The sequence below is a fragment of the Roseibium salinum genome, from assembly GCF_026240905.1.
GTDB classification, from domain to species: Bacteria; Pseudomonadota; Alphaproteobacteria; order Rhizobiales; family Stappiaceae; genus Roseibium; species Roseibium salinum.
On sequence record NZ_JAPEVI010000003.1, the window covers coordinates 2,730,687 to 2,749,413 of the forward strand.

Annotated in this window: 17 protein-coding genes and 1 pseudogene; 3 read left to right on the forward strand and 15 right to left on the reverse strand. The window is 61.8% G+C overall.

Annotated elements, in window-relative coordinates; genetic code table 11:
* Positions 1 to 2: 2 nt before the first annotated feature.
* From ON753_RS17170 to ON753_RS17180, 3 genes are all read right to left on the reverse strand, one after another.
* The gene (locus tag ON753_RS17170) at positions 3 to 2,114 is read right to left on the reverse strand and encodes a type I secretion system permease/ATPase (RefSeq protein ID WP_470424748.1); all 2,112 of its coding nucleotides are present in this window, start codon (positions 2,112 to 2,114) and stop codon (positions 3 to 5) included.
* A gap of 63 nt (positions 2,115 to 2,177) precedes the next feature.
* Positions 2,178 to 3,569, reverse strand: coding sequence for a TolC family protein (locus tag ON753_RS17175; protein WP_265963829.1), 1,392 nt, complete (start codon positions 3,567 to 3,569; stop codon positions 2,178 to 2,180).
* A 346-nt stretch (positions 3,570 to 3,915) separates the two neighbouring features.
* The gene (locus ON753_RS17180; RefSeq protein ID WP_377047171.1) at positions 3,916 to 4,536 is read right to left on the reverse strand and encodes a L,D-transpeptidase; all 621 of its coding nucleotides are present in this window, start codon (positions 4,534 to 4,536) and stop codon (positions 3,916 to 3,918) included.
* On the opposite strand from ON753_RS17180, the gene ON753_RS17185 reads away from it, so the two are divergent.
* Entirely contained in the window at positions 4,523 to 4,783 is a 261-nt protein-coding gene (locus ON753_RS17185) for a hypothetical protein (RefSeq protein ID WP_265963830.1), read from the forward strand. The two genes, ON753_RS17180 and ON753_RS17185, sit on opposite strands and share 14 nt — an antisense overlap.
* A gap of 45 nt (positions 4,784 to 4,828) precedes the next feature.
* Here ON753_RS17185 and ON753_RS17190 read toward each other — a convergent pair whose 3' ends face one another.
* The 11 genes and pseudogenes from ON753_RS17190 to kynU all read right to left on the reverse strand — a co-directional run bounded on the left by ON753_RS17190 (position 4,829) and on the right by kynU (position 15,868).
* Positions 4,829 to 5,578: a GGDEF domain-containing protein gene (locus tag ON753_RS17190; RefSeq protein ID WP_265963831.1), complete on the reverse strand. Its 750-nt coding sequence runs from the start codon at positions 5,576 to 5,578 to the stop codon at positions 4,829 to 4,831.
* Between the two features lie 388 nt (positions 5,579 to 5,966).
* Positions 5,967 to 6,182: a hemin uptake protein HemP gene (locus tag ON753_RS17195; RefSeq protein ID WP_265963832.1), complete on the reverse strand. Its 216-nt coding sequence runs from the start codon at positions 6,180 to 6,182 to the stop codon at positions 5,967 to 5,969.
* 368 nt (positions 6,183 to 6,550) lie between these two features.
* Positions 6,551 to 7,015, reverse strand: a complete 465-nt coding sequence (locus ON753_RS17200) for an Rrf2 family transcriptional regulator (RefSeq protein WP_265963833.1) — start codon at positions 7,013 to 7,015, stop codon at positions 6,551 to 6,553.
* Between the two features lie 112 nt (positions 7,016 to 7,127).
* Positions 7,128 to 8,186, reverse strand: a complete 1,059-nt coding sequence (locus ON753_RS17205; protein ID WP_265963834.1) for a LacI family DNA-binding transcriptional regulator — start codon at positions 8,184 to 8,186, stop codon at positions 7,128 to 7,130.
* A 99-nt stretch (positions 8,187 to 8,285) separates the two neighbouring features.
* Entirely contained in the window at positions 8,286 to 9,464 is a 1,179-nt protein-coding gene (locus tag ON753_RS17210; RefSeq protein WP_265963835.1) for a BaiN/RdsA family NAD(P)/FAD-dependent oxidoreductase, read from the reverse strand.
* 136 nt (positions 9,465 to 9,600) lie between these two features.
* Complete coding sequence (locus tag ON753_RS17215; protein ID WP_265963836.1) at positions 9,601 to 10,806, reverse strand: ABC transporter substrate-binding protein; 1,206 nt, start codon at positions 10,804 to 10,806, stop codon at positions 9,601 to 9,603.
* Between the two features lie 198 nt (positions 10,807 to 11,004).
* Positions 11,005 to 11,970: a branched-chain amino acid ABC transporter permease gene (locus ON753_RS17220; RefSeq protein WP_265963837.1), complete on the reverse strand. Its 966-nt coding sequence runs from the start codon at positions 11,968 to 11,970 to the stop codon at positions 11,005 to 11,007.
* A 13-nt stretch (positions 11,971 to 11,983) separates the two neighbouring features.
* Positions 11,984 to 12,856 (reverse strand): branched-chain amino acid ABC transporter permease, encoded by an 873-nt coding sequence (locus ON753_RS17225; RefSeq protein WP_265963838.1) that lies wholly within the window; start codon positions 12,854 to 12,856, stop codon positions 11,984 to 11,986.
* Positions 12,857 to 12,866: 10 nt separating this feature from the next.
* Positions 12,867 to 13,568: pseudogene (locus ON753_RS17230) on the reverse strand (ABC transporter ATP-binding protein); the annotation flags it as partial.
* Entirely contained in the window at positions 13,565 to 14,335 is a 771-nt protein-coding gene (locus tag ON753_RS17235) for an ABC transporter ATP-binding protein (RefSeq protein ID WP_265963839.1), read from the reverse strand. The gene ON753_RS17235 and the pseudogene ON753_RS17230, both read right to left, overlap by 4 nt.
* A gap of 312 nt (positions 14,336 to 14,647) precedes the next feature.
* Positions 14,648 to 15,868, reverse strand: a complete 1,221-nt coding sequence (gene kynU, locus ON753_RS17240; protein WP_265963840.1) for a kynureninase — start codon at positions 15,866 to 15,868, stop codon at positions 14,648 to 14,650.
* 276 nt (positions 15,869 to 16,144) lie between these two features.
* Here kynU and ON753_RS17245 point away from each other — a divergent pair, with 276 nt between their 5' ends.
* Entirely contained in the window at positions 16,145 to 17,539 is a 1,395-nt protein-coding gene (locus ON753_RS17245; RefSeq protein ID WP_265963841.1) for an L-serine ammonia-lyase, read from the forward strand.
* An 84-nt stretch (positions 17,540 to 17,623) separates the two neighbouring features.
* Complete coding sequence (locus tag ON753_RS17250) at positions 17,624 to 18,028, forward strand: MAPEG family protein (protein WP_265963842.1); 405 nt, start codon at positions 17,624 to 17,626, stop codon at positions 18,026 to 18,028.
* Here ON753_RS17250 and ON753_RS17255 read toward each other — a convergent pair whose 3' ends face one another.
* Positions 18,029 to 18,646, reverse strand: a complete 618-nt coding sequence (locus ON753_RS17255; RefSeq protein WP_265963843.1) for a GntR family transcriptional regulator — start codon at positions 18,644 to 18,646, stop codon at positions 18,029 to 18,031.
* Positions 18,647 to 18,727 lie beyond the last annotated feature (81 nt).

Below are 18,727 nucleotides of genomic sequence, written 5' to 3' on the forward strand. Positions count from 1 at the left end.
CTTCACTGCGCCTGCACCGATCTGGCCTGGGCTTTCATAGCCTCCAGAACCTTGTCCTTGGGACCGTCGGCGACGATGTTGCCCCTGTCGAGCACGATCAGACGATCGACGAGCTCAAGCAGGCTGTAGCGGTGCGTCGAAATGACGAGCGAGACGTCCGGACCGAATATGCGCGCGAGGTTTCCGATCAGCCGGCGTTCGGTCGCCAGATCAAGCGAGCCCGACGGCTCGTCCAGAAACACGATTTTCGGCTTGGCCAGCAGAAGCCGGGTCAAGGCGACCGCCTGGCGCTGACCGCCGGACAGGCTCGATCCGCGTTCGCCAACCATGAGATCGTATCCTCGCGGGTGCTGCATGGCAAACTCGTCGACGCCCGTCTTCTGGGCGGCCTCGATGAGTTCCTGGTCGCTTGCACCGGGGTTCGCCAGTTGCAGATTGTATTTCAACGTGCCCGTAAACAGATCGACCGTCTGGCCGACATAGGCGATCGCAGACCGCAGCTCCGCCGGGTGGTACTGGCGGGCATCGATGCCGTTGATGAGGATACGCCCGTCCGCCGGACTGTAGAGATTCGTGAGGATCCGCCCGAGCGTCGTCTTGCCCGAGCCGATCTTGCCGATAATCCCGACCCGCTCCCCCGTCTTCACGGCAAACGAGACCTTGTTCAAGACATCGGTATCCGTTCGCGGGTACCTGAAGGTCACATTCTGAAAGGCAAAGTCGCCGGACACGACCGGCCTGTTCACGAAACCGATTCCCGAGGGTCGTTCTTCGGACTGCGACATGATGCCGTCAAGGATCTTCAGCGACAGGATGGCCTGCTTCAGACGGGCCAGCGTCATCGCGATCTGGGAAAGCGGGGCCACTGTCCGGCTGGACAGCATGACGGTTGCGATGATCGCACCGGTGGTCAGATTGCCTTCGGAAAATTCGTAAGCCCCGGCAATCACCACGAATACGGACACCAGTTGCTGGATGAGCTGGGTCAGATTGAGCACGCCCGAGGACAAACCCTTGATTTCCTCGGATGTGCCGGAGGCGTTTTTCGTCAGCAAGGTCCAGTTTGCCAGCAGCGCGGCTTCCGCGCGCAGGGACTTGATGGTCTCGAGCGTGGAAAGGGATTCCACCAGAAGGGACTGGCGCTGCGACGACTCGTTTGCCGCACGCGCCACCTTGCGGCCGATCCGGGCCTGGGCCACCAGCCCGACAGCGGTCGCCAGCACAAAGGCGATCGCCGGGATGATGAACAGCCAGCCCGCGACCAGATAAATCACCACCAGGAAGACGAAGATGAACAGGGCATCAATCAGCGTTACCAGCGTGTTCGACGCGAAAAACTCCCGCACGAACTCGATCTGGCTGATTCGGCTGGCATACTCCCCGGTCGAGGAGGAGGCCTCCTCCAGCTTGGAGTGCAAGACCTTGTCGAACAGCCGGTAGGACAGATTGCGGTCGAGCTCGCGGGCGGTCTTGTCGATAATGGACGAGCGCGCGGTCCGCAGCAGAAAATCGAACACCATCGCCAGGCCGACGCCGACGGCCAGGGCCAGCAGGGTCGATGTCGCCTTGTTCGGCAAAACGCGGTCATAGACGTTCATGATGAACAGCGGCGAGGCCAGCGCCAGCGTGTTGATGAAGAAAGCCGCAACGCCGATGCTCACATAGCCGCGCCAGAAGCGCTGCATGGGGCCGAAAAGCCAGTGGTTGCGCTCGATCCGCGTCGACCCTTCCGCAGTGGCCCGCGCCGCGTCATTCAGGTAAACGAGGAAGAGCGAAAACGTCCCCAGAACACGGCGGTTCCCCGCCATGGGCGCAACAGGCTTGGCCGGTTCAAACTGGAACGTTCCGTCGTCGTACCAGACCAGGCACGGATAATGCGAGGCATCCGACATATGCCGGGTGCCGGGGGAAAAACGCGCTTCGACGCCTATCCGCTCCAGCAGCCAGACGATATTGTCGGCAATATCGGTCTGAAACTCGGGCACACCCGAAAACAGGATCGTGTCCGAGTCCGGCCGGCCGAAATGTCGGGCAATCCGGCGTATGCCCCGCTTCAGGCTTTCTGTGCTTATTTCAGAACGAGCAGGGCCGATTTCCGCGGCGTTGTTATCCAATTTCAACCACACCTATCGCCCTTCCCGGAGCCGGGCCCGCGCTCAGCCCTTAGCCCTTAGCCCTTAGCGGATCGGAGCCAGAAGATCCAACGGCAGGCCGCTTTCCTGCCGGGACGGTACCCGGGCATAGGTTTCGGTCGGCTGCGTGGGCGGTACGTTGAATTCTTCGCGAGCATAGGGTTCTGCCTGCTGGCGGGAAGACAACCCGAGCGTGGTCAGCAGGGAGCCTGTCGCGGCCAGGAGCTTGTAATCCGCAAAGTAGGAGCTGAATTGAGCCGTATTGGCCAGAACTTCCACGTTGTAGCGGGTGTTCTGGGCATCCAGAACATCGAGCAGCGACCGCTGGCCCACGTCGAACTGCTCACTGTAGGAGTTCACCAGCAACGCGCTCTGGTTGGCCTGGCGGCGCAGCGTCTGGGCCAATTCCGCCATCCGGCTGCGCTGATCCCAGGCGTCACGGACTGATTCCTCGATTTCGCGATGGGTCTGGTGCAGGACCAGGCGCGCTTCGCTGGCACGGCGAACGTGTTCCTGCGTATTGGCCTTCGCGATGCCGCCGTTGTAGATCCGCCAGCGTCCGACGAGCCGTGCCTGGAAATCGTGCGTGCGTCCGTCATCGCCATCGATGTCGTAACCGGTACGGGCCCGGCCTTCGAGGAAGAATTCCGGAAACTGGCCGGCGCGCGCCGCATCGACTTCAGCATCGGCAACGTCAATATCGGCATTCGCAAGGTGGACACGCGGGTTCTGCGACCTGGCCTTGCCGATCGCGGCCGCGAGCGTGCCCGGCACCCTGTTGGAAACGCTCGGCGGCATGCTGGCATTGCCGAGCGGCTTGCCGACAAGCTTCAGGAAGCGGATTTCCGCCGCCGCCTGCTCGCGCTCCGCTTCCTGCATACGCGCTTCGGCGGCCAGGACACGCTCGAGCACCTGCTGACGATCGGCTTCCGTAAGGGTACCTGCAGAAATGGAGGAGGAAATGTTTTCCTGAATGCGGCGATGGTAGCTCAGGTTGCTTGCCGTTGCCTGAACAATTTTCACCTGCAGAAGATATTCAAGATATTCGCGAACGACCTGCAGACCGATATATTCGCTGCGCTCCATCACGCGGAAAGAGGCGCTGTCCACACGTGCTGCCTGACGATTTTTCTCCGCAAGGCGGCCGCCGCCATTGAACAGCGTCTGGGTGACCACCGCCGAAAACTCGGTCGGCGTCAGGGCGTCATCTTCGGTTCCCAGGGCCCGCCGTGAGTCGTTGTCCAGCCTCCGCACGCCGACCGACCCTTCAAGATCGATCCTGGGCATGTACAGGCCGCGCGCCTGCCGAAGTTCGAATTCAATGGCTTCGCGGTTTTGAGCCGCCTGACCGATTTCCGGGTTGCTCTCGACGGCAGTGCCGACGGCCTCGTGGAGCGATATGGCACCCGCAGGGGTCCCGAGTGCAACCGAGCACATCAGAGCACCCGTAAGCACTGTCCACTTAATTCCCTTAGGCATGAATCCCAACCCCAGAATCTCTGAATCAGACATAATCATCGAACAGCATTTCTATACAGCAAGCTGCCGTTAAGGCAACCGGCGGCAAGGCGCCGTTGCAACAAGTTTAAACATTGTGGCCATAAAACAACACAAGAAAAGCAAAAAGAGGGCTTGTCCCCTACCCGAGGGTACGGACGCCAAGACGGCTGCAAGCAGCAGCACCAGAGCGCTTGGCCGCGTGCATCGGCATCAAGGTTCGGACTTCTCGTCCCCGCTCCCTGCCGTTCTGACGCCGCCCGCTCAGCTTTGAGAGGCCGTCCTCCTAGCGGACAATGACAAGGTCGCCGACCCGGACATTGCTGTAAAGATGGACCACATCCTCATTGGTGAGGCGAATGCAGCCGGACGAAACGGCCTGGCCGATCGTCCATGGCTGGTTCGTCCCGTGGATCCGGTAAAGCGTGTTGCCAAGGTAAAGCGCTCTCGCCCCCAGCGGGTTTTCAATGCCGCCTTCCATGCGGGCGGGCAGGGTAACGCCCCGTGCCGCTTCCCGCTGGCGCATCTCGGCCGGAGGCGTCCAGGACGGCCATTCGGCCTTGCGCGAGATGGTTTCCTTGCCCTTCCAGGCGAACCCTTCCCGGCCAACGCCGATGCCGTAGCGGGTGGCCTTTCCATCGCCTTCGACGCGGTACAGCCGCCGCTCCGCAGTGTCGATTATAATGGTTCCGGCCCTGTAGCTGCCATCAATGGCCACGACTTCGCGCTCGACCGGGCTCTTGCCGTAGACCCCGAATCCGGGGCGGACTTTTTCCCCTTCCTTGCGGACCCAGGCGTTGCGGGCGGGATCAAAAACCAGGACCGATTCCGCCTGGGCTGGCAACTGCCAGGGAAGATCCGGCCCCAGAGCGAGAACCACAAACACCGCCGTTATGGCGATTCTCAAGCAAATTCTCAAAGAGAGACAGACATTTTTCATGAAGGCGCCACTGTTTCAAAAAATCACGGCCGATCTTCTCCGCCGCGTGCGAAAAAGGCAAACTACAAATGCCGATCTCTTCCGCAAAGTCAGCACCGTTTCCAGCCTGCTCAATGTAGCCCGGACTTCCGAAATTATGCAATGTGACGCAGATGACGCTTCGCCGCCGAATCAATCCGGCGCTGGAACGAGCTCATTCGGCGTGCTCGCCTGACGTAAGATACCAGCTCCGCCCGAGCCCCGGCGGCAGTGACGTCGATCAGTGCCTGACCACCTTCATGGGAGAATTGTCCGCGGACAGGTAGGACGGGATCTTGATCTGCTCGTTCTTTAGGAACAGCTGGCCGCTGGTTTCCCGAAACAGTTGATCGATATCGGGTTCACCCTCGAACAGGACACCGCCTGCACGGACGTCAAGCGTTCCACCGGGGGCGTCCACGACCAGCTGAACATGACTGGCATTTTCGCAAATCCGCTTGCCGACGATGCGTGCCTCTTCCTCATCCGCGCCCCACAACAGGACTGCAAAGAGATCCGGGCCCAGTCTTCCGACAACGTCGGTCGATCTGACCGCAGAAACGATTGTCGCGGCCGTCAGGCTGACGGCTTCGTCGCTCGCATGAAAGCCATATTCGGCGTACCGGTTTTCGGGAATATTGGCACGAATGAGCAGGAAGGCCCCCGAATTGTCATTCTGCGCCAGGCCAGATTTCCTTCTCCGGTCGACGATGGAGGAGAAGGCATCGCCAAGGGGAAGACCTGTTATCCGGTCGTGCGAAGCGAGATGATTGACCTGGTTCCGGTGATGGAGCACCTGGCGCCTGAGAACCAGGACCCATGCCAGCAGCGGAACGGCGATGCTGACCGGCACGATGACCGCAGTAAGCGCGCTGCGGGCGAAGGGGGTGAGCGCGTCGGAAAACAGGAAAAGGTAGTTCAAGCCGATCGACAGAGCCAAAGACGCCAACGCCCCGCCTCCAAGAAAGAGGACGATGTCCTTCCATCGCATTCCGGTTTCCCGCATCGCATGCTCCAAACGACGATACCTGCACCCAGGTCATGTTGACAGATCTCCGGCTGGCCGCGCCACAGGAAAAGCGACCTTTCAACCGGTAGTTTGCCGGCAACCTAGACCCGGATTGCCTACCGAACGTTTAGAAAACTCATTAAAATTCTATCTATTCGACGCGTCGAAACACTGCTCCGCCGGGATCCATGCGTCAGCCGCACAACGCACATGCAATTCAAGATTGCATTCACGGCCAGCGGAGACATGGGCAAAAATGCTCACAGGGGTACGCTGTCACAAAATTGCCTGCGCTGAACGCGGCCGCCTGCCGGAGATGGCGTGAGGAGGCTCGAGGGGCGGGAGCTCATCCGCCCTTCGGCCGTCAGAATCATTTTGTCAGAATAAGCTTGCCCTGTTTGGTGATGGACAGGCGGTAGGTTTCGTCATTGTGGTGAATGTGAATCTGGCGGACGCCGTCGAACAATTCGCTGGAATCGAAATTCGTCCTGGGTTCATGCCGCGGCTTGACGGCAAATGCGTTCCGGGTGCGGCCGGCGGAAGCGAGGGAAAGGCGGTTCTTCTGGCTGTTAGCGGTCGGTGTCATGCGCACAATCGGTCCTTGGCCTTCAGTTTGCTCACCTGCGGCAGGCCTGTCGGGTGAACCTGCGTGAGCGTTTCGACAGCGGATCATCAAGGTGAGTATCAAAGTCAATTTTATACTTGACACTCATACTCAAGTTTTCCTATCAAGGCAATGCCTGATCGAAACGGAACTGGAAATCGCGTCCTCTGGTTCCGGTTGAGACAGGACCTCCGAACTCTTCGGAGGTTTTAAATGCCAGGCAAGCCAACCGCCCTCTCCTCTCCCTCAGCGGCCAGCCAGCCAGGCGTTTCTCTCCCGAGGGCGCCCGGCCAACAAAAAAGGCGCCGACCCGGACGGTGGCGCCTCCTGAATTCTCGTCAGATGATTTGTCAGGCGTTCGCAGCCAGCGGCGGCTTTGCCACGTCGATCTTCAACAGATCGCGCATGCCGAATCTGTCTTCCGACAGGTCCGCGATGGACTTGGTGTCCAGCACTTCCATGAAGGCTTCCAGCGCCTCATGCAGCAGGCCGTTGAAGCCGCAGGACATGATGAGCGGACAATCCTTGCGGCCGGAATCGAAGCATTCCGCCAGAAGGAAGCTTTCTTCCGCCGCGCGCACCACTTCGCCGACCAGGATCTGCTCTGCGGGACGGGCCAGCATGACACCGCCGTTACGGCCACGGATGGTCTTGATGAGATTTGCATCCACCAAAACCTTCATGATCTTGAACAGATGGGTTTCGGACATGTCGAAGCTGGCAGCGATATCCGCAACCTTGCTGGGTTTGTCCGGGTTCACCGCGCAATACATCAGCGCGCGAACGGCATAGTTTGTCTGTTGTGTCAAACGCATGATCTAGATATGCGGTGTCAGGGTGCAAACGTCAATGCATAAATTTGAGTGTAGCATGCGACTTTTTGGAAGGCACCCCCCTGCAGCTCCCCCACGCGTCCCGGCGTGAGGACTATTCCGCGGCCTCCGCCGTGTCGGCGTCGCCGGGCAGATTGTCTTTCAGAAACACGTCGATGCCGATCCGCTCCTGACCCTCGATGATCGCCGCGCCATCGCAGAGCGCCTTGAGCACCCGGATGGCACTGCGGATCTCGTGGCCGGGATCCTGGGCGATCACCGCATCCAGGACATCGGCCCGCAAGGCATCGCGGGTGTAGGGTGTCAATTCATGGCCGACGAAGACGACGTCGCGCGCCCGTCCGGAGGCGGTCAGGGCCGAGATGGTGCCCCGGTTGCCCGCGCCCATGTTGTAGAGGCCGGCGAGGTCCGGATGCTCGTCCAGGAGCTTGCGCACCAGATCCGCGTTGCGCTCGTTGTCGTCCCTGCCCTCGCGGACCTTCAGCAATTCCAGATGCGGATAGTCCGCCTCGATCACCTGCCGGCAGCCGAAGAACCGGTCGGCATGGTCGCGCAGACCCAGCGAGCCGGCGATCAGTCCGATCTTGCCCGGCCGTGCCGCCACGAGCCTGCCCAGCAGGCGGCCCGCCGTGCGGCCTGCGGCAATGTTGTCGATGCCGACGAAATGCCGCCGGGTCGAGGAAGGATGGTCGGAGACAAGCGTCACCACGGGCACGCCGCGCTCCTGCAGCCGGTCGATCGCCGCCCGCACTTCCGGAAAGGCCGGCGCGACCACCGCGACCCCGTCGCAGACGGTCCGGTCGATCACGGCCAGCGTTCCGGCCACCCGGTGGCCGTCGAAAGCGTCGATCGGCTCGATATGGACATGCATGCGGTCGCCGCTCATCGTCTCGGCGTGCGACAGGGCCTCGCGGGTCAGGTCCTCCATGAAGGCGTTGGGGCCATTGGGCAGCAGAAAGTAGAGCCTGTAGAGCCGTTTCTTGGCAAGGCCCGCGGCAAAGACATCCGGCTTGTAATTGAGCGTTTCCGCCGCCTGCTTGACCTTCTCGATCGTGGTCTTGCGAACGCCCGGACGCCCGTTCAGCACCCGGTCCACCGTTGCAAGGCTGACGCCGGCCGCATCGGCCACGTCATGGATCGTCACACGCCGCATGTCGCCTCCCTGTTTCGGGTCAGTATAGCGAGGGATGAGGGACGGTCATCAAAAAATGCTGCAGTGCGTGAAATTCCTTTGCACAGTGCCGGCGGCCGCTCAGACCACCTGCCCTGCGGCGTGCCCGGAAGACCAGGCCCACTGGAAATTGAACCCGCCTAGATGGCCGGTCACATCGACGCCTTCGCCGATGAAGTAGAGCCCGGGCACCCGGGCGCTTTCCATCGTCCTGGAAGAAAGTTCCGAGGTGTCCACGCCGCCGAGAGTGACTTCCGCCGTACGGTAGCCTTCCGTGCCGACGGGCGTGAGCTGCCAGCTGCCCAATTGCTCCGCAGCGCGGCGCAGCACCTTGTCGGACTGGTCCGCCAGCCTTCCCTTGAGCTGAAAGGCCTGGGAAAGCTCTTCCGCCAGCCGGTGGGGCAGCATCTGGCCGATGGCCGTTTTCAGGTCCTGCTTCGGCGTTTCCTGTCGCGCCCTGCGGAGCGTTTCGAAGGCATCCGTATCCGGGACCAGGTTTACCGAAATCGGCCGGCCTTCCTGCCAGTAGGAGGAAATCTGCAGGATCGAGGGGCCGGAGAGGCCGCGATGGGTGAACAGCAGGCCCTCCCGGAAAGTGGTTTTCTGGAACGAGACTTTCGCATCCACCGAAACGCCGGAAAGCCGGCTGCAAAGTTCCTTGTTGGCGTCCGAGAACGTCAGCGGCACCAGGCCGGCACGCGGTGCGATCACGTTCAGGCCGAATTGGCGGGCAAGCTCATAGGCGAACCCGGTCGCCCCCATCTTGGGAATCGACGGCCCGCCGGTGGCCACGACCAGCGAGGCTGCCTGCAGTGTTCCTCTTGAGGTCGCAACGGAAAACCGCTCGTCCGGCTTGCTGACAGCCTTAATCTCCGTGTCCAGCTGCAGTACGCCGCCGGCCGCCGCCAACTCGGCGAGCAGCATCCGGATGATCTCCTTCGAACTGCCGTCGCAAAAAAGCTGGCCGAGGGTTTTCTCGTGCCAGGCAATCCGGTGCTTTTCCACCAGCGCCAAAAAGTCGTGCTGGGTATAGCGCTTCAGCGCGGAAATACAGAAACGGGGGTTCGCGGACAGGAAATTTGCCGGCGTGCAGTTGAGATTGGTGAAATTGCACCGCCCGCCCCCGGAGATCCGGATCTTCTCCGCAGGCTTTGCGGCGTGATCGACCACCAGCACCCTGCGCCCGCGCTTCGCCGCCTCAATCCCACACATCAACCCGGCGGCCCCGCCGCCGAGCACGAGTACATCCAGATCATGCATGGGCGGGCTTATACACGGGTTGGGGTTGATGAGTAAGGAGAACTTTAAGCACGGTCAGCCTGCTCTGCCTCCACACGAAAACCGGCGGCCCTTCCGAGCCGCCGGCTTCCTCAAAAAGCTCTCCTGACGAAGAAGCTTATTCCATTTCGGTGATGACTTCGTAGCCGTCGGCGCCGACCTTCCATAGGGCGTAGGTGCCCGGAACGTCGCCTTTTTCATCGAAGTTATGGTCGCCTGCCGCGCCCTTGTAGTCGATCTGCGTGCCGGCTGCGATCAGTTCCTTGGCCTTCTGCCATTCGCCCGGACGGATCGGCTCGCCTTCGCCGCTGGAGATTTCCATCATGGCGTCTGCAACGCCTTCCTTCTTGCCGCCGGCCTTTTCGAGGGCCAGCGCCATCATGAAGGCAGCGTCATAGGACGTGGTTGCGAAGATCGCATCCGGATCCTGGCCCATGGCCTTGAAGGCTTCGTTGAACAGGTCCAGGGATTCGGACTTTTCGCCCACCGGGGAAGACGACACGAAGTTCTCAAGGTTTTCAGCGCCGAGTTCCCTGATGACCGCGTCGGATTTCATGCCGTCGCCGCCAACGAATTTCTCGAAGAAGCCGTTTTCGAGGGCCTGACGCAGGATGGTTAGGCCGGTGCCGTCGCCATAGTCGAAGATGACCAGCGTGTCCGCGCCGCCGCTTGCCAGTTCGGCGAGGTTGGAGCGGTAGGACGCCTTGCCTTCCTCATGAGCCGCAAAACCGGTGATTTCGCCGCCGAGTTCATCGACATATTCCGCCTTGAACGCATTGGCGAGACCGGTGCCGTAGTCGTTGTTGAGATAAGCGACTGCGACCTTGCCGTAGCCCTGCTCTTTCAGGGTACGTGCCAGTGCACGGCCCTGGAAGTCATCGGAGGGAACGGTGCGGAACACGGTGCCGTTGTCTTCCAGATTGGAGATTTCCGGAGACGTGCCGGACGGGGTGATCATGGTCACGCCGGCCGGAATGGTGACGGAACCGGCAGCGGCCAGAACGGCGCCCGAGCAATGCGGGCCGACCATGCCGACAACGCCTTCGATGTTCACTGCCTTGGTGGCGGCGTCCGTGCCGTTCTGCGGGTTGCAGGCGCTGTCGCCGACGACACCGACCAGCTTTTCGCCCTCGCCGATACCGCCCTGCTCGTTGACCTGCTGCACGGCCAGCTGAGCCGCGTCGATCATGGCCGGGGCCATGGCGGCGATCGGACCGGAAATTCCTCCCAGAAGGCCGATTTTCACGTCGGCGTGTGCCGGGACGGATGCCAGAGCGGTTGCCGTCATCAAACCGGCTGCGAGCGCAAGAATCTTGGTCTTCATGTAAAATACCTCCTCAATTATCCGGTCTTCGCCGGGCTTTTTTAAACTTCCTGACGCTGCACTCACAGGTCGAGTGAGCGCCTAGAGCATCCTGCGCTCGGCACAACGCCGACAGGATGCTCTATCCCTTTTAAGGCGATCAACTTGTCTGCGGTCAGGTTGTGCCACCTGAATGCAGGTTGATCTGCCGGAACGGGCCTATTTGCGGTCCGAACCTGATTTTGCAGTCCGCAGGTCCCCTCTCAAGGGCTCGGGAAGCAACCCTTCGGGCCGGAAGCGCAGAACAAGCTGCAGCATGAGGCCGATCAGAAACAGGCGGATGTATTTTGCTTTGATAGCATATTCTGCCGGAAGCTGGTCGGTTGCAATCTCTGAAACCGACCAGATGATCCAGACAACCGCGGCGCCCAGGATTGCGCCCCGGTTGTTTCCCGATCCGCCCAGGATGAGCATGATCCAGACAAGGAATGTCGCCACCATCGGATCGATGGCTTCCGGTGTGATCGAACGATTGAAATGGACGAAAAGCGCGCCGCCCAGCCCCATGAGAGCGGAGCCGAAGATGAAGGCCTCCAGGCGGCGGAATTCGACGTCCTTGCCCATCGCATTGGCCGCCCCTTCATTGTCGCGGATCGCCCGCATCATCCGGCCCCAGGGCGCATTGAACTGGCGCTCCACAAGCAGATAGGCCACGAGCAGCACCGCCAGCACCATGATCAGGTAGGCGATCTGCGATTCCATGTAGCCGAGGTCTCCCATCGGGCGGGGAACCCCGGAAATGCCGCGCGCCGAGTTGGTGAGCCCCGGTTCGGACTTGATCACCAGACGGATGATCTCCGCGACGCCGATGGAGGCGATGGCCAGATAGTCGGAACGGAAGCGCAGACAGATCTTGCCGATCGGCCAGGCCACCAGGGCCGCCGCGAGCATCGCGCCGATCCAGCCCAGCAGGAAATGCAGGTCGAAGCCGCCGATGCGGCCGGGATCGTCCGGCGTGGAAAGGATCGCCGAGGTGTAGGCGCCAACCGCGAAGAAGCCTGCAATGCCGGCATTGAAGAGGCCGGCATAGCCCCACTGGATGTTCAGGCCGAGTGCCAGCAGCGCATAGATGGCGATGAAGGTCGCCATGAACACGCCGTAGTTGACGAGACCCAGGAATTCCATGTTCGGATCCCCCTTACAGCACCTTGCCCCTGAGCAGCCCGGTGGGCCGCACAAGAAGCATGAACAACAATATGGCAAAAGCCATGGCGGCCTTGTATTCGCTCGGCAGCACCAGCACCGACAGCTCTTCGGCGATGCCGACGATGAGCCCGCCCAGAACGGCGCCCTCGACGCGGCCGACGCCCCCCAGAATGGCGGCGGCGAACATCGGCAGCAGCATGTGCCAGCCCATCATCGACTTGAGTTCGGTGTTGAACCCGAGAAAGAACCCGGCCGCCGCGCACAGGCCGCCGGCGATCATCCAGGTGAGGATGACGACCTTCTTGTTGTCGATGCCGGAGAGCAGCGCCAGGTTCGGGTTGTCGGACATTGCCCGCATCGCCTTGCCCCATTTGGACCTGGTCAGGAACAGCTGCAGGCCGCCGACCAGGACCAGCATGGCAATCACCGTATAGAACTCGCGATCGCGGATCCTGAAGCCGAAATAGTCTTCCGGGCGGACGATGCCGCGCGAATAGGTCTGCGTGTCGACGCCCCAGACGACCTGGATGACCGAGCGCACCATCAGCGCGATGCCGAGCGAGGCCATGACCGTGACGATCTTGGGCCGCTCGCGCAGATGCTCGTAGAACAGCTTGTCGATGCCCACGGCAACGCCGGCGGTTCCGATGATGGCGATCGGCAGGGCGGCCATCGGCGAAATGCCGAGGCTGGTGACGGCGGCCAGCGCGATGAAGGCGCCGAGGGTGGCCAGGTCGCCATGGGCGAGATGCGCATACCGCATGATCGCGAAGATGAGCGTGATGCCGACCGCGCCGAGGGCGTAGATGGACCCGAGCACGATGCCCGGAATGACGTAGAAATTGATAAGGTCGAAGAGATCCATGCCGCTCAGCCCCCAGAAACATTTCGGCGACTTCACGGTCGGCCAGGAGCTCCGCTCCGGTGCCTTCGTGACGGTTCCTGCCGGCGGCCAGGACATAGCCCCGGTCGGCAAAGGCGAGCGCCTGCTTGGCGTGCTGCTCCACGAGCAGAATAGCAACGCCCGCGTCGCGCACATCGCGGCAGATCTGGAAGATCTGCTCCATGTAGCGCGGCGACAGGCCCGCCGTCGGCTCGTCGAGCAGCAGCAGCTTGGGATCCAGCATCAGCGCCCGGCCCATCGCCACCATCTGGCGCTGGCCGCCCGAAAGACGGCCCGCCATGGTCTTGCGGCGTTCTTTCAGGTCCGGAAAAAGGCTGTAGACGCGGTCGTAAGCTGCGGACAGATCTCCGGTTTTCAGGAAGCCGCCCATTTCCAGGTTCTCGTGGATCGACATTTCCCGGAAGATGTTGTCGACCTGCGGCACGTAGCAGATCCCGCGCTGGACGATCCGGTTGGGGGCCCAGCGGGTAATGTCGTCGCCATCGAACAGCAGTCTGCCGCCGCGTATCGTCAGAAGCCCGAAGACAGATTTCATGGCCGTCGACTTGCCGGCCCCGTTCGGTCCGACGATCACCACGATCTCGTCCTGGGAAACATTCAGGGAGACATTCTCCAGAATATCCGCGTCGCCATAACCTCCGGTGACGTCTTCCATGGAAAGCAGCGCGCTCATGCGGCGTCTCCCACGGTTTCGCCGAGATAGGCCTCCAGCACCTGCGGATTGCACCGCACGCTCTGGAAGTCCCCTTCGATCAGAACTGTGCCTTCAGCCATGCAGATGACCGGAGCACACAGCTTCTCGATCATTTCCATGTCGTGTTCGATCAGGATGAAAGTGTAGCCGCGCTCCTTGTTCAGGATCTCGATCTTGGATTCGAGCTTGCGCAGCAGCGTGCGGTTGACGCCGGCGGCCGGCTCGTCCAGCAGCACCAGCTTCGCGTCGGTCATCATGGTGCGGCCGAGTTCAAGAAGCTTCTTCTGGCCGCCGGAAAGATTGCCCGCCCGCTCGTGCGCGACATGGGTCAGTTCCAGAAACTCCAGGGTTTCATAGGCCCGCCTTTCGACATCGCCTTCCGCGGCCCTGACCCTGCCCCAGCCGAACCAGTTGGCGAACAGGCGCTCACCCGGCTGTGACGGCGGCACCATCATCAGGTTCTCCAGGGCCGTCAGCCTGTGAAATTCCTGCGGAATCTGGAAAGTGCGCACCAGTCCCTTGTGAAACAGCTGGTGGCTGGCAAGACCGGTGACGTCTTCCCCCAGAAAGCGGATCCTGCCGCTTGTCGGCCTCAAGGCCCCGGCGATCATGTTGAACAGCGTGGTCTTCCCTGCCCCGTTGGGTCCGATCAGTCCGGTTATGCTGCCCTTTTCGACGCGGAACGAGCAGCCATTCACCGCCCGGAATCCGCCAAAATCCATAATGAGCTCGTCAAGCTCCAGCATTCACGCTCCTCGCCGCCCCCCAAAGCGGTCATTCTTCTTCGTCTTGGCCACGTCTGCCTTGTTGTTCAGGCTTGGCGGAGCAGGCACAAAACGGCCAGTTCCTGCGCAGCATCTGATGTCCGGATTGGTGAGTCCGCACCCTAGCCCTTCTAGCTTCATTGGCAGCGCAATCAACTCATAATCACCGGGTTCAACAGCAGATAGGGCAAGATTTTTCAAAATCCGCATGTTGCGGAAACGGATAATCTCAAAAACCGGCCGGTATTCGGATGATTCCGGGTCCGGACCGGCTCTGCGCGGGATCGCGGCCGGTTACGTTACCTTGGCGCGCGTCCTGTACTCGGGCCGATTCCAGCTTTCGGTCTCCAGGATCTGGGCCAGGATGCCGACAGCGTCGACAACGTCCTGATGCGAGAGATAGAGCGGCGTGAAGCCGAAGCGCATCACGTCCGGCGCCCGGAAGTCGCCGATCACGCCGGCGGCGATGAGTGCCTGCATGACCGCGTAGCCTTCCTCGAAGCGGAACGACACCTGGCTGCCGCGGGCCTGTGGATCGCGCGGGCTGGCCAGGACGAGCTGCGGACATCTGGCTTCGACCTCGGCAATGAACAGCTCACTGAGCGAAATCGACTGCTTGCGGATATCGGCCATGTCGACATCCTCGAACACATCGAGAGCGGCATGGAGGCCGGAGAGCGACAGGACCGCCGGGGTGCCGACGGTCATCCGGCCGATGCCGGAGACCGGCCGGTAATCCAGATCGAAGGCGAAGGGCGCCTCGTGACCCATCCATCCGGTCAGCGGTGAGGCCACCTTGTCCTGATGTTCCTGAGCGACATAGAGGAAAGCCGGAGCGCCGGGACCGCCGTTCAGATATTTGTATCCGCAGCCGACAGCGAAATCCGCACCTGCCCCGGCAAGATCCACCGGAATGGCTCCGGCGGAGTGGGCGAGATCCCAGATCGCCAGGGCGCCGGCTTCGTGGGCCGCCCTGGTCAGGTCTTTCATGTCGTGAAGGCGGCCGGTGCGGTAGTCGACCTCGGTCAGCATCAGAACGGCGACCTCCTCGGTAATCGCCGCCTTCACCTCTTCCGGCGCGACCACCTTCAGTTCAAGCCCCTTGTCCAGGAGTTGCTTCAGACCGGAGGCGACGTAAAGGTCCGTCGGAAAATTCCCGGTATCCGACAGGATGACCTTGCGGCCCGGCCTGAGGGACAGGGCCGCCGACAGGACCTTGAAGACATTCACCGAGGTGCTGTCACAGGCAACCACCGTGCCGGCCGGGGCGCCGATCAAACGGCCGATACGTGCGCCTGTGCGAACCGGCAGGTCGATCCAGCTGTGGGTGTTCCAGGCGCGGATCAGGCTTGTGCCCCATTCCTCGTTGATGACCTCGGAAAGGCGGGCGGGCACGTGGGCGGGCAGAACTCCGAGCGAATTGCCGTCGAGATAAATGACGCCTTCGGGAATTCGAAAGGCGCCTCTTTTGGAACTCAACACGTCGTTTAGATCGTAGGGATGCTGCGAGGTCATCGAAAACTCTTGTCAGGGCGGGAACTTCAGGGCCATGCCCCGTGAAGGATTGCGCAAGCTAGCAAGTCCAAATTCGGCGAACAACATTTTCCGCAAGGTGTTTATGTCGCCCAGGCCCCGACCTGCCGGGCGGTCAGTCGCGGCCGATGTCGCAATTGACACAAAAATGCGCGTTTGAATGCCTGTGCACAAAGCACTATCTGTTATACCGGTGCCGTTGGCCTGAGCGAGAGCTCGCAGGCTCCAGATTCCAGAAACCAGAAGTCCAGACCAGAGATGTTCATCAGCGTCTTCGATATATTCAAAATCGGCATCGGCCCCTCCAGTTCCCACACGGTCGGGCCCATGGTGGCCGTTCGCCGGTATCTGGACCGTATCCGCGGGCTTGCGGGGGCGGAAGCGCGCGCTTCGCGCATCACCGTCGCCCTGCACGGATCGCTCGCCTTTACCGGCAAGGGTCACGCGACCGACAAGGCGGTCTGCCTCGGTCTCATGGGGGCCAGGCCGGACACGCTGGACCCGGATGACGTGGAGCCGATGCTGGAGGATTTGCGGCAGGAAAAGCGCCTGAGAATTGCCGGCCTGCCGGAGTTGCACTTCGACCCGGACAAGGACGTCATTTTCGATTACGGCCCGGCGCTGCCGCTGCATGCCAACGGCATGACCTTCCATCTTCTTGATGCAGCCGGCTCCGTCATCGACACCTTCGTTTATTATTCGATCGGCGGCGGCTTCGTGGTCAGCGAGGCGGAACTGCGCAAGACCACCAACGAACCGGTCAATGAGCTCGTCAAGCAGGACGTCCCGTTCCCGTTTGGCACGGCCAAGCAGATGCTGGAGATGGGCCGGGAATCCGAACTCTCCATCGCCGAGATGAAGCTGCGCAACGAGTGCTGCGACATGCCCCTCGAAGAGGTCGAAGCCGGCATCGACAGGCTCTGGACCGCAATGGATTCCTGCATCAATCGCGGCATCGGCCAGTCCGGAATTCTGCCGGGCGGGCTGAAGGTCAAACGCCGCGCCGCCGACATCTATCAGAAGCTTATCCGCGAAGGGCGGAGCAACCCGCCCTTCGAGCACAGCGTCGTCGACTGGCTCGGCGTCTATGCCATGGCGGTGAACGAGGAGAACGCCGCCGGCGGGCGCGTCGTCACGGCGCCGACAAACGGCGCGGCCGGCGTCATTCCGGCAGTGACCCGCTATTATCTCGACCATTGCCCGGGGGCCGACCAGGCGGGCATCCGCACCTTCCTGCTGACCGCGGCCGCCATCGGCGGCATCATCAAGTCGAACGCCTCGATCTCAGGGGCGGAAGTCGGTTGTCAGGGCGAGGTCGGCTCGGCGTCGGCCATGGCCGCCGCGGGCCTGTGCGCCGCGCTCGGCGGCACCAACGAGCAGATCGAAAACGCGGCTGAAATCGCCCTGGAACACCACCTCGGCATGACCTGCGACCCGATCGGGGGTCTGGTGCAGGTGCCCTGCATCGAGCGCAATGCGCTTGGCGCGGTCAAGGCGGTCACGGCCGCCTCCCTCGCCCTGCGCGGCGACGGCTCGCATTTCGTGCCGCTGGACGGCTGCATCGAGACCATGCGCCAGACGGGCATGGACATGATGGAGCAGTACAAGGAAACCTCCAAGGGCGGGCTCGCGGTCAATATCGTCGAGTGCTGAGCTCAGGCTCAGGCAAATCCCCTTGCCACCCGCTAACCCTGTCTGTCTGATGCACCGGCAGAGAATCAGACAGACAGGGCGATTATGCCGATTTCAATCACACCTCTCTTCGCCGGGCTTCTGGCGTTCTTTTATCTTTTCCTGAGCATTCGCGTGATCAATGCCCGCCGGACGGCACGCATCGGGGTTGGCGATGGCGGCAACAAGCTGCTGTTGAGGCGAATTCGCGCGCAGGGAAATCTCGCCGAATACGTGCCGTTTACGCTCCTGCTCATGCTGACAGTCGAGATGATGGGCGGGTCTGCCTGGCTTCTTTATGTGCTGGGAACCATGCTCCTGATCGGCCGGGTGTCGCATGCCTACGGCGTCAGCCGGGAACCGGAACCCCTGCAATTCCGGCAGGCCGGCATACTCTTGACATTCGCGGTGATATTCGTCGCCGCCCTTGCCGATGTGATGCTGGCGATCAGCGCCAACCTCGCCGGCTGATCAGATCTGCTGCAGGCGCGTCTTGTGCGCGTGGGCGATGTGACGGCGGGCGGCGGATTCCGCCGCTTCGCAATCGCCCTTCGCAATCGCCTCGACGATTGCCGCATGTTCTTCCACCGCCGTCTCGCGGCGCTCGGGCGTGTCCAGCGTCGTGCCCGCCATGAGGATCAGCGACAGCCGCAGATGGTCGATCTGGTCGACCAGGTAGCGGTTGTGCGAGGCCAGGCACAGGCGCCGGTGGAATTCCCGGTTGGAGCGCACGAGGCTGTCCTTGTCGGCGATGCGCTTGCGGTCCGCCTCGACCAGGTCCTGCAGGATCTCGATTTCCGGGCTGGAGGCATGTTTGGCGGCAAGCCCTGCCGCCGTACCTTCCAGCACCTCGCGCATGAAATAGACTTCGTTGATCTGGCTGTGGTCGAGCGTCGGGATCACCATGCCGCGGTTGGGCTCGTGTACCGCCAGCCCCTGCGCCTCGAGCCGCTTCAGCCCTTCGCGGATCGGGGTTCGTGACACCCCGAACCGTTCGGCAAGATCCGCCTCGCGCAGGCGGTCACCGGGTTTCAGCACCCGTTCTTCGATGAGGCCGATCAGCCGCTGGTAGATTTCAGAACCGTTCATGCAGTCTGGTTAGCGGCAACCTGCAGATCGCGCAAGGAAAACGCGTGCCGCGCGGGTCTTCGAACGCACTCCCGCGGTCCG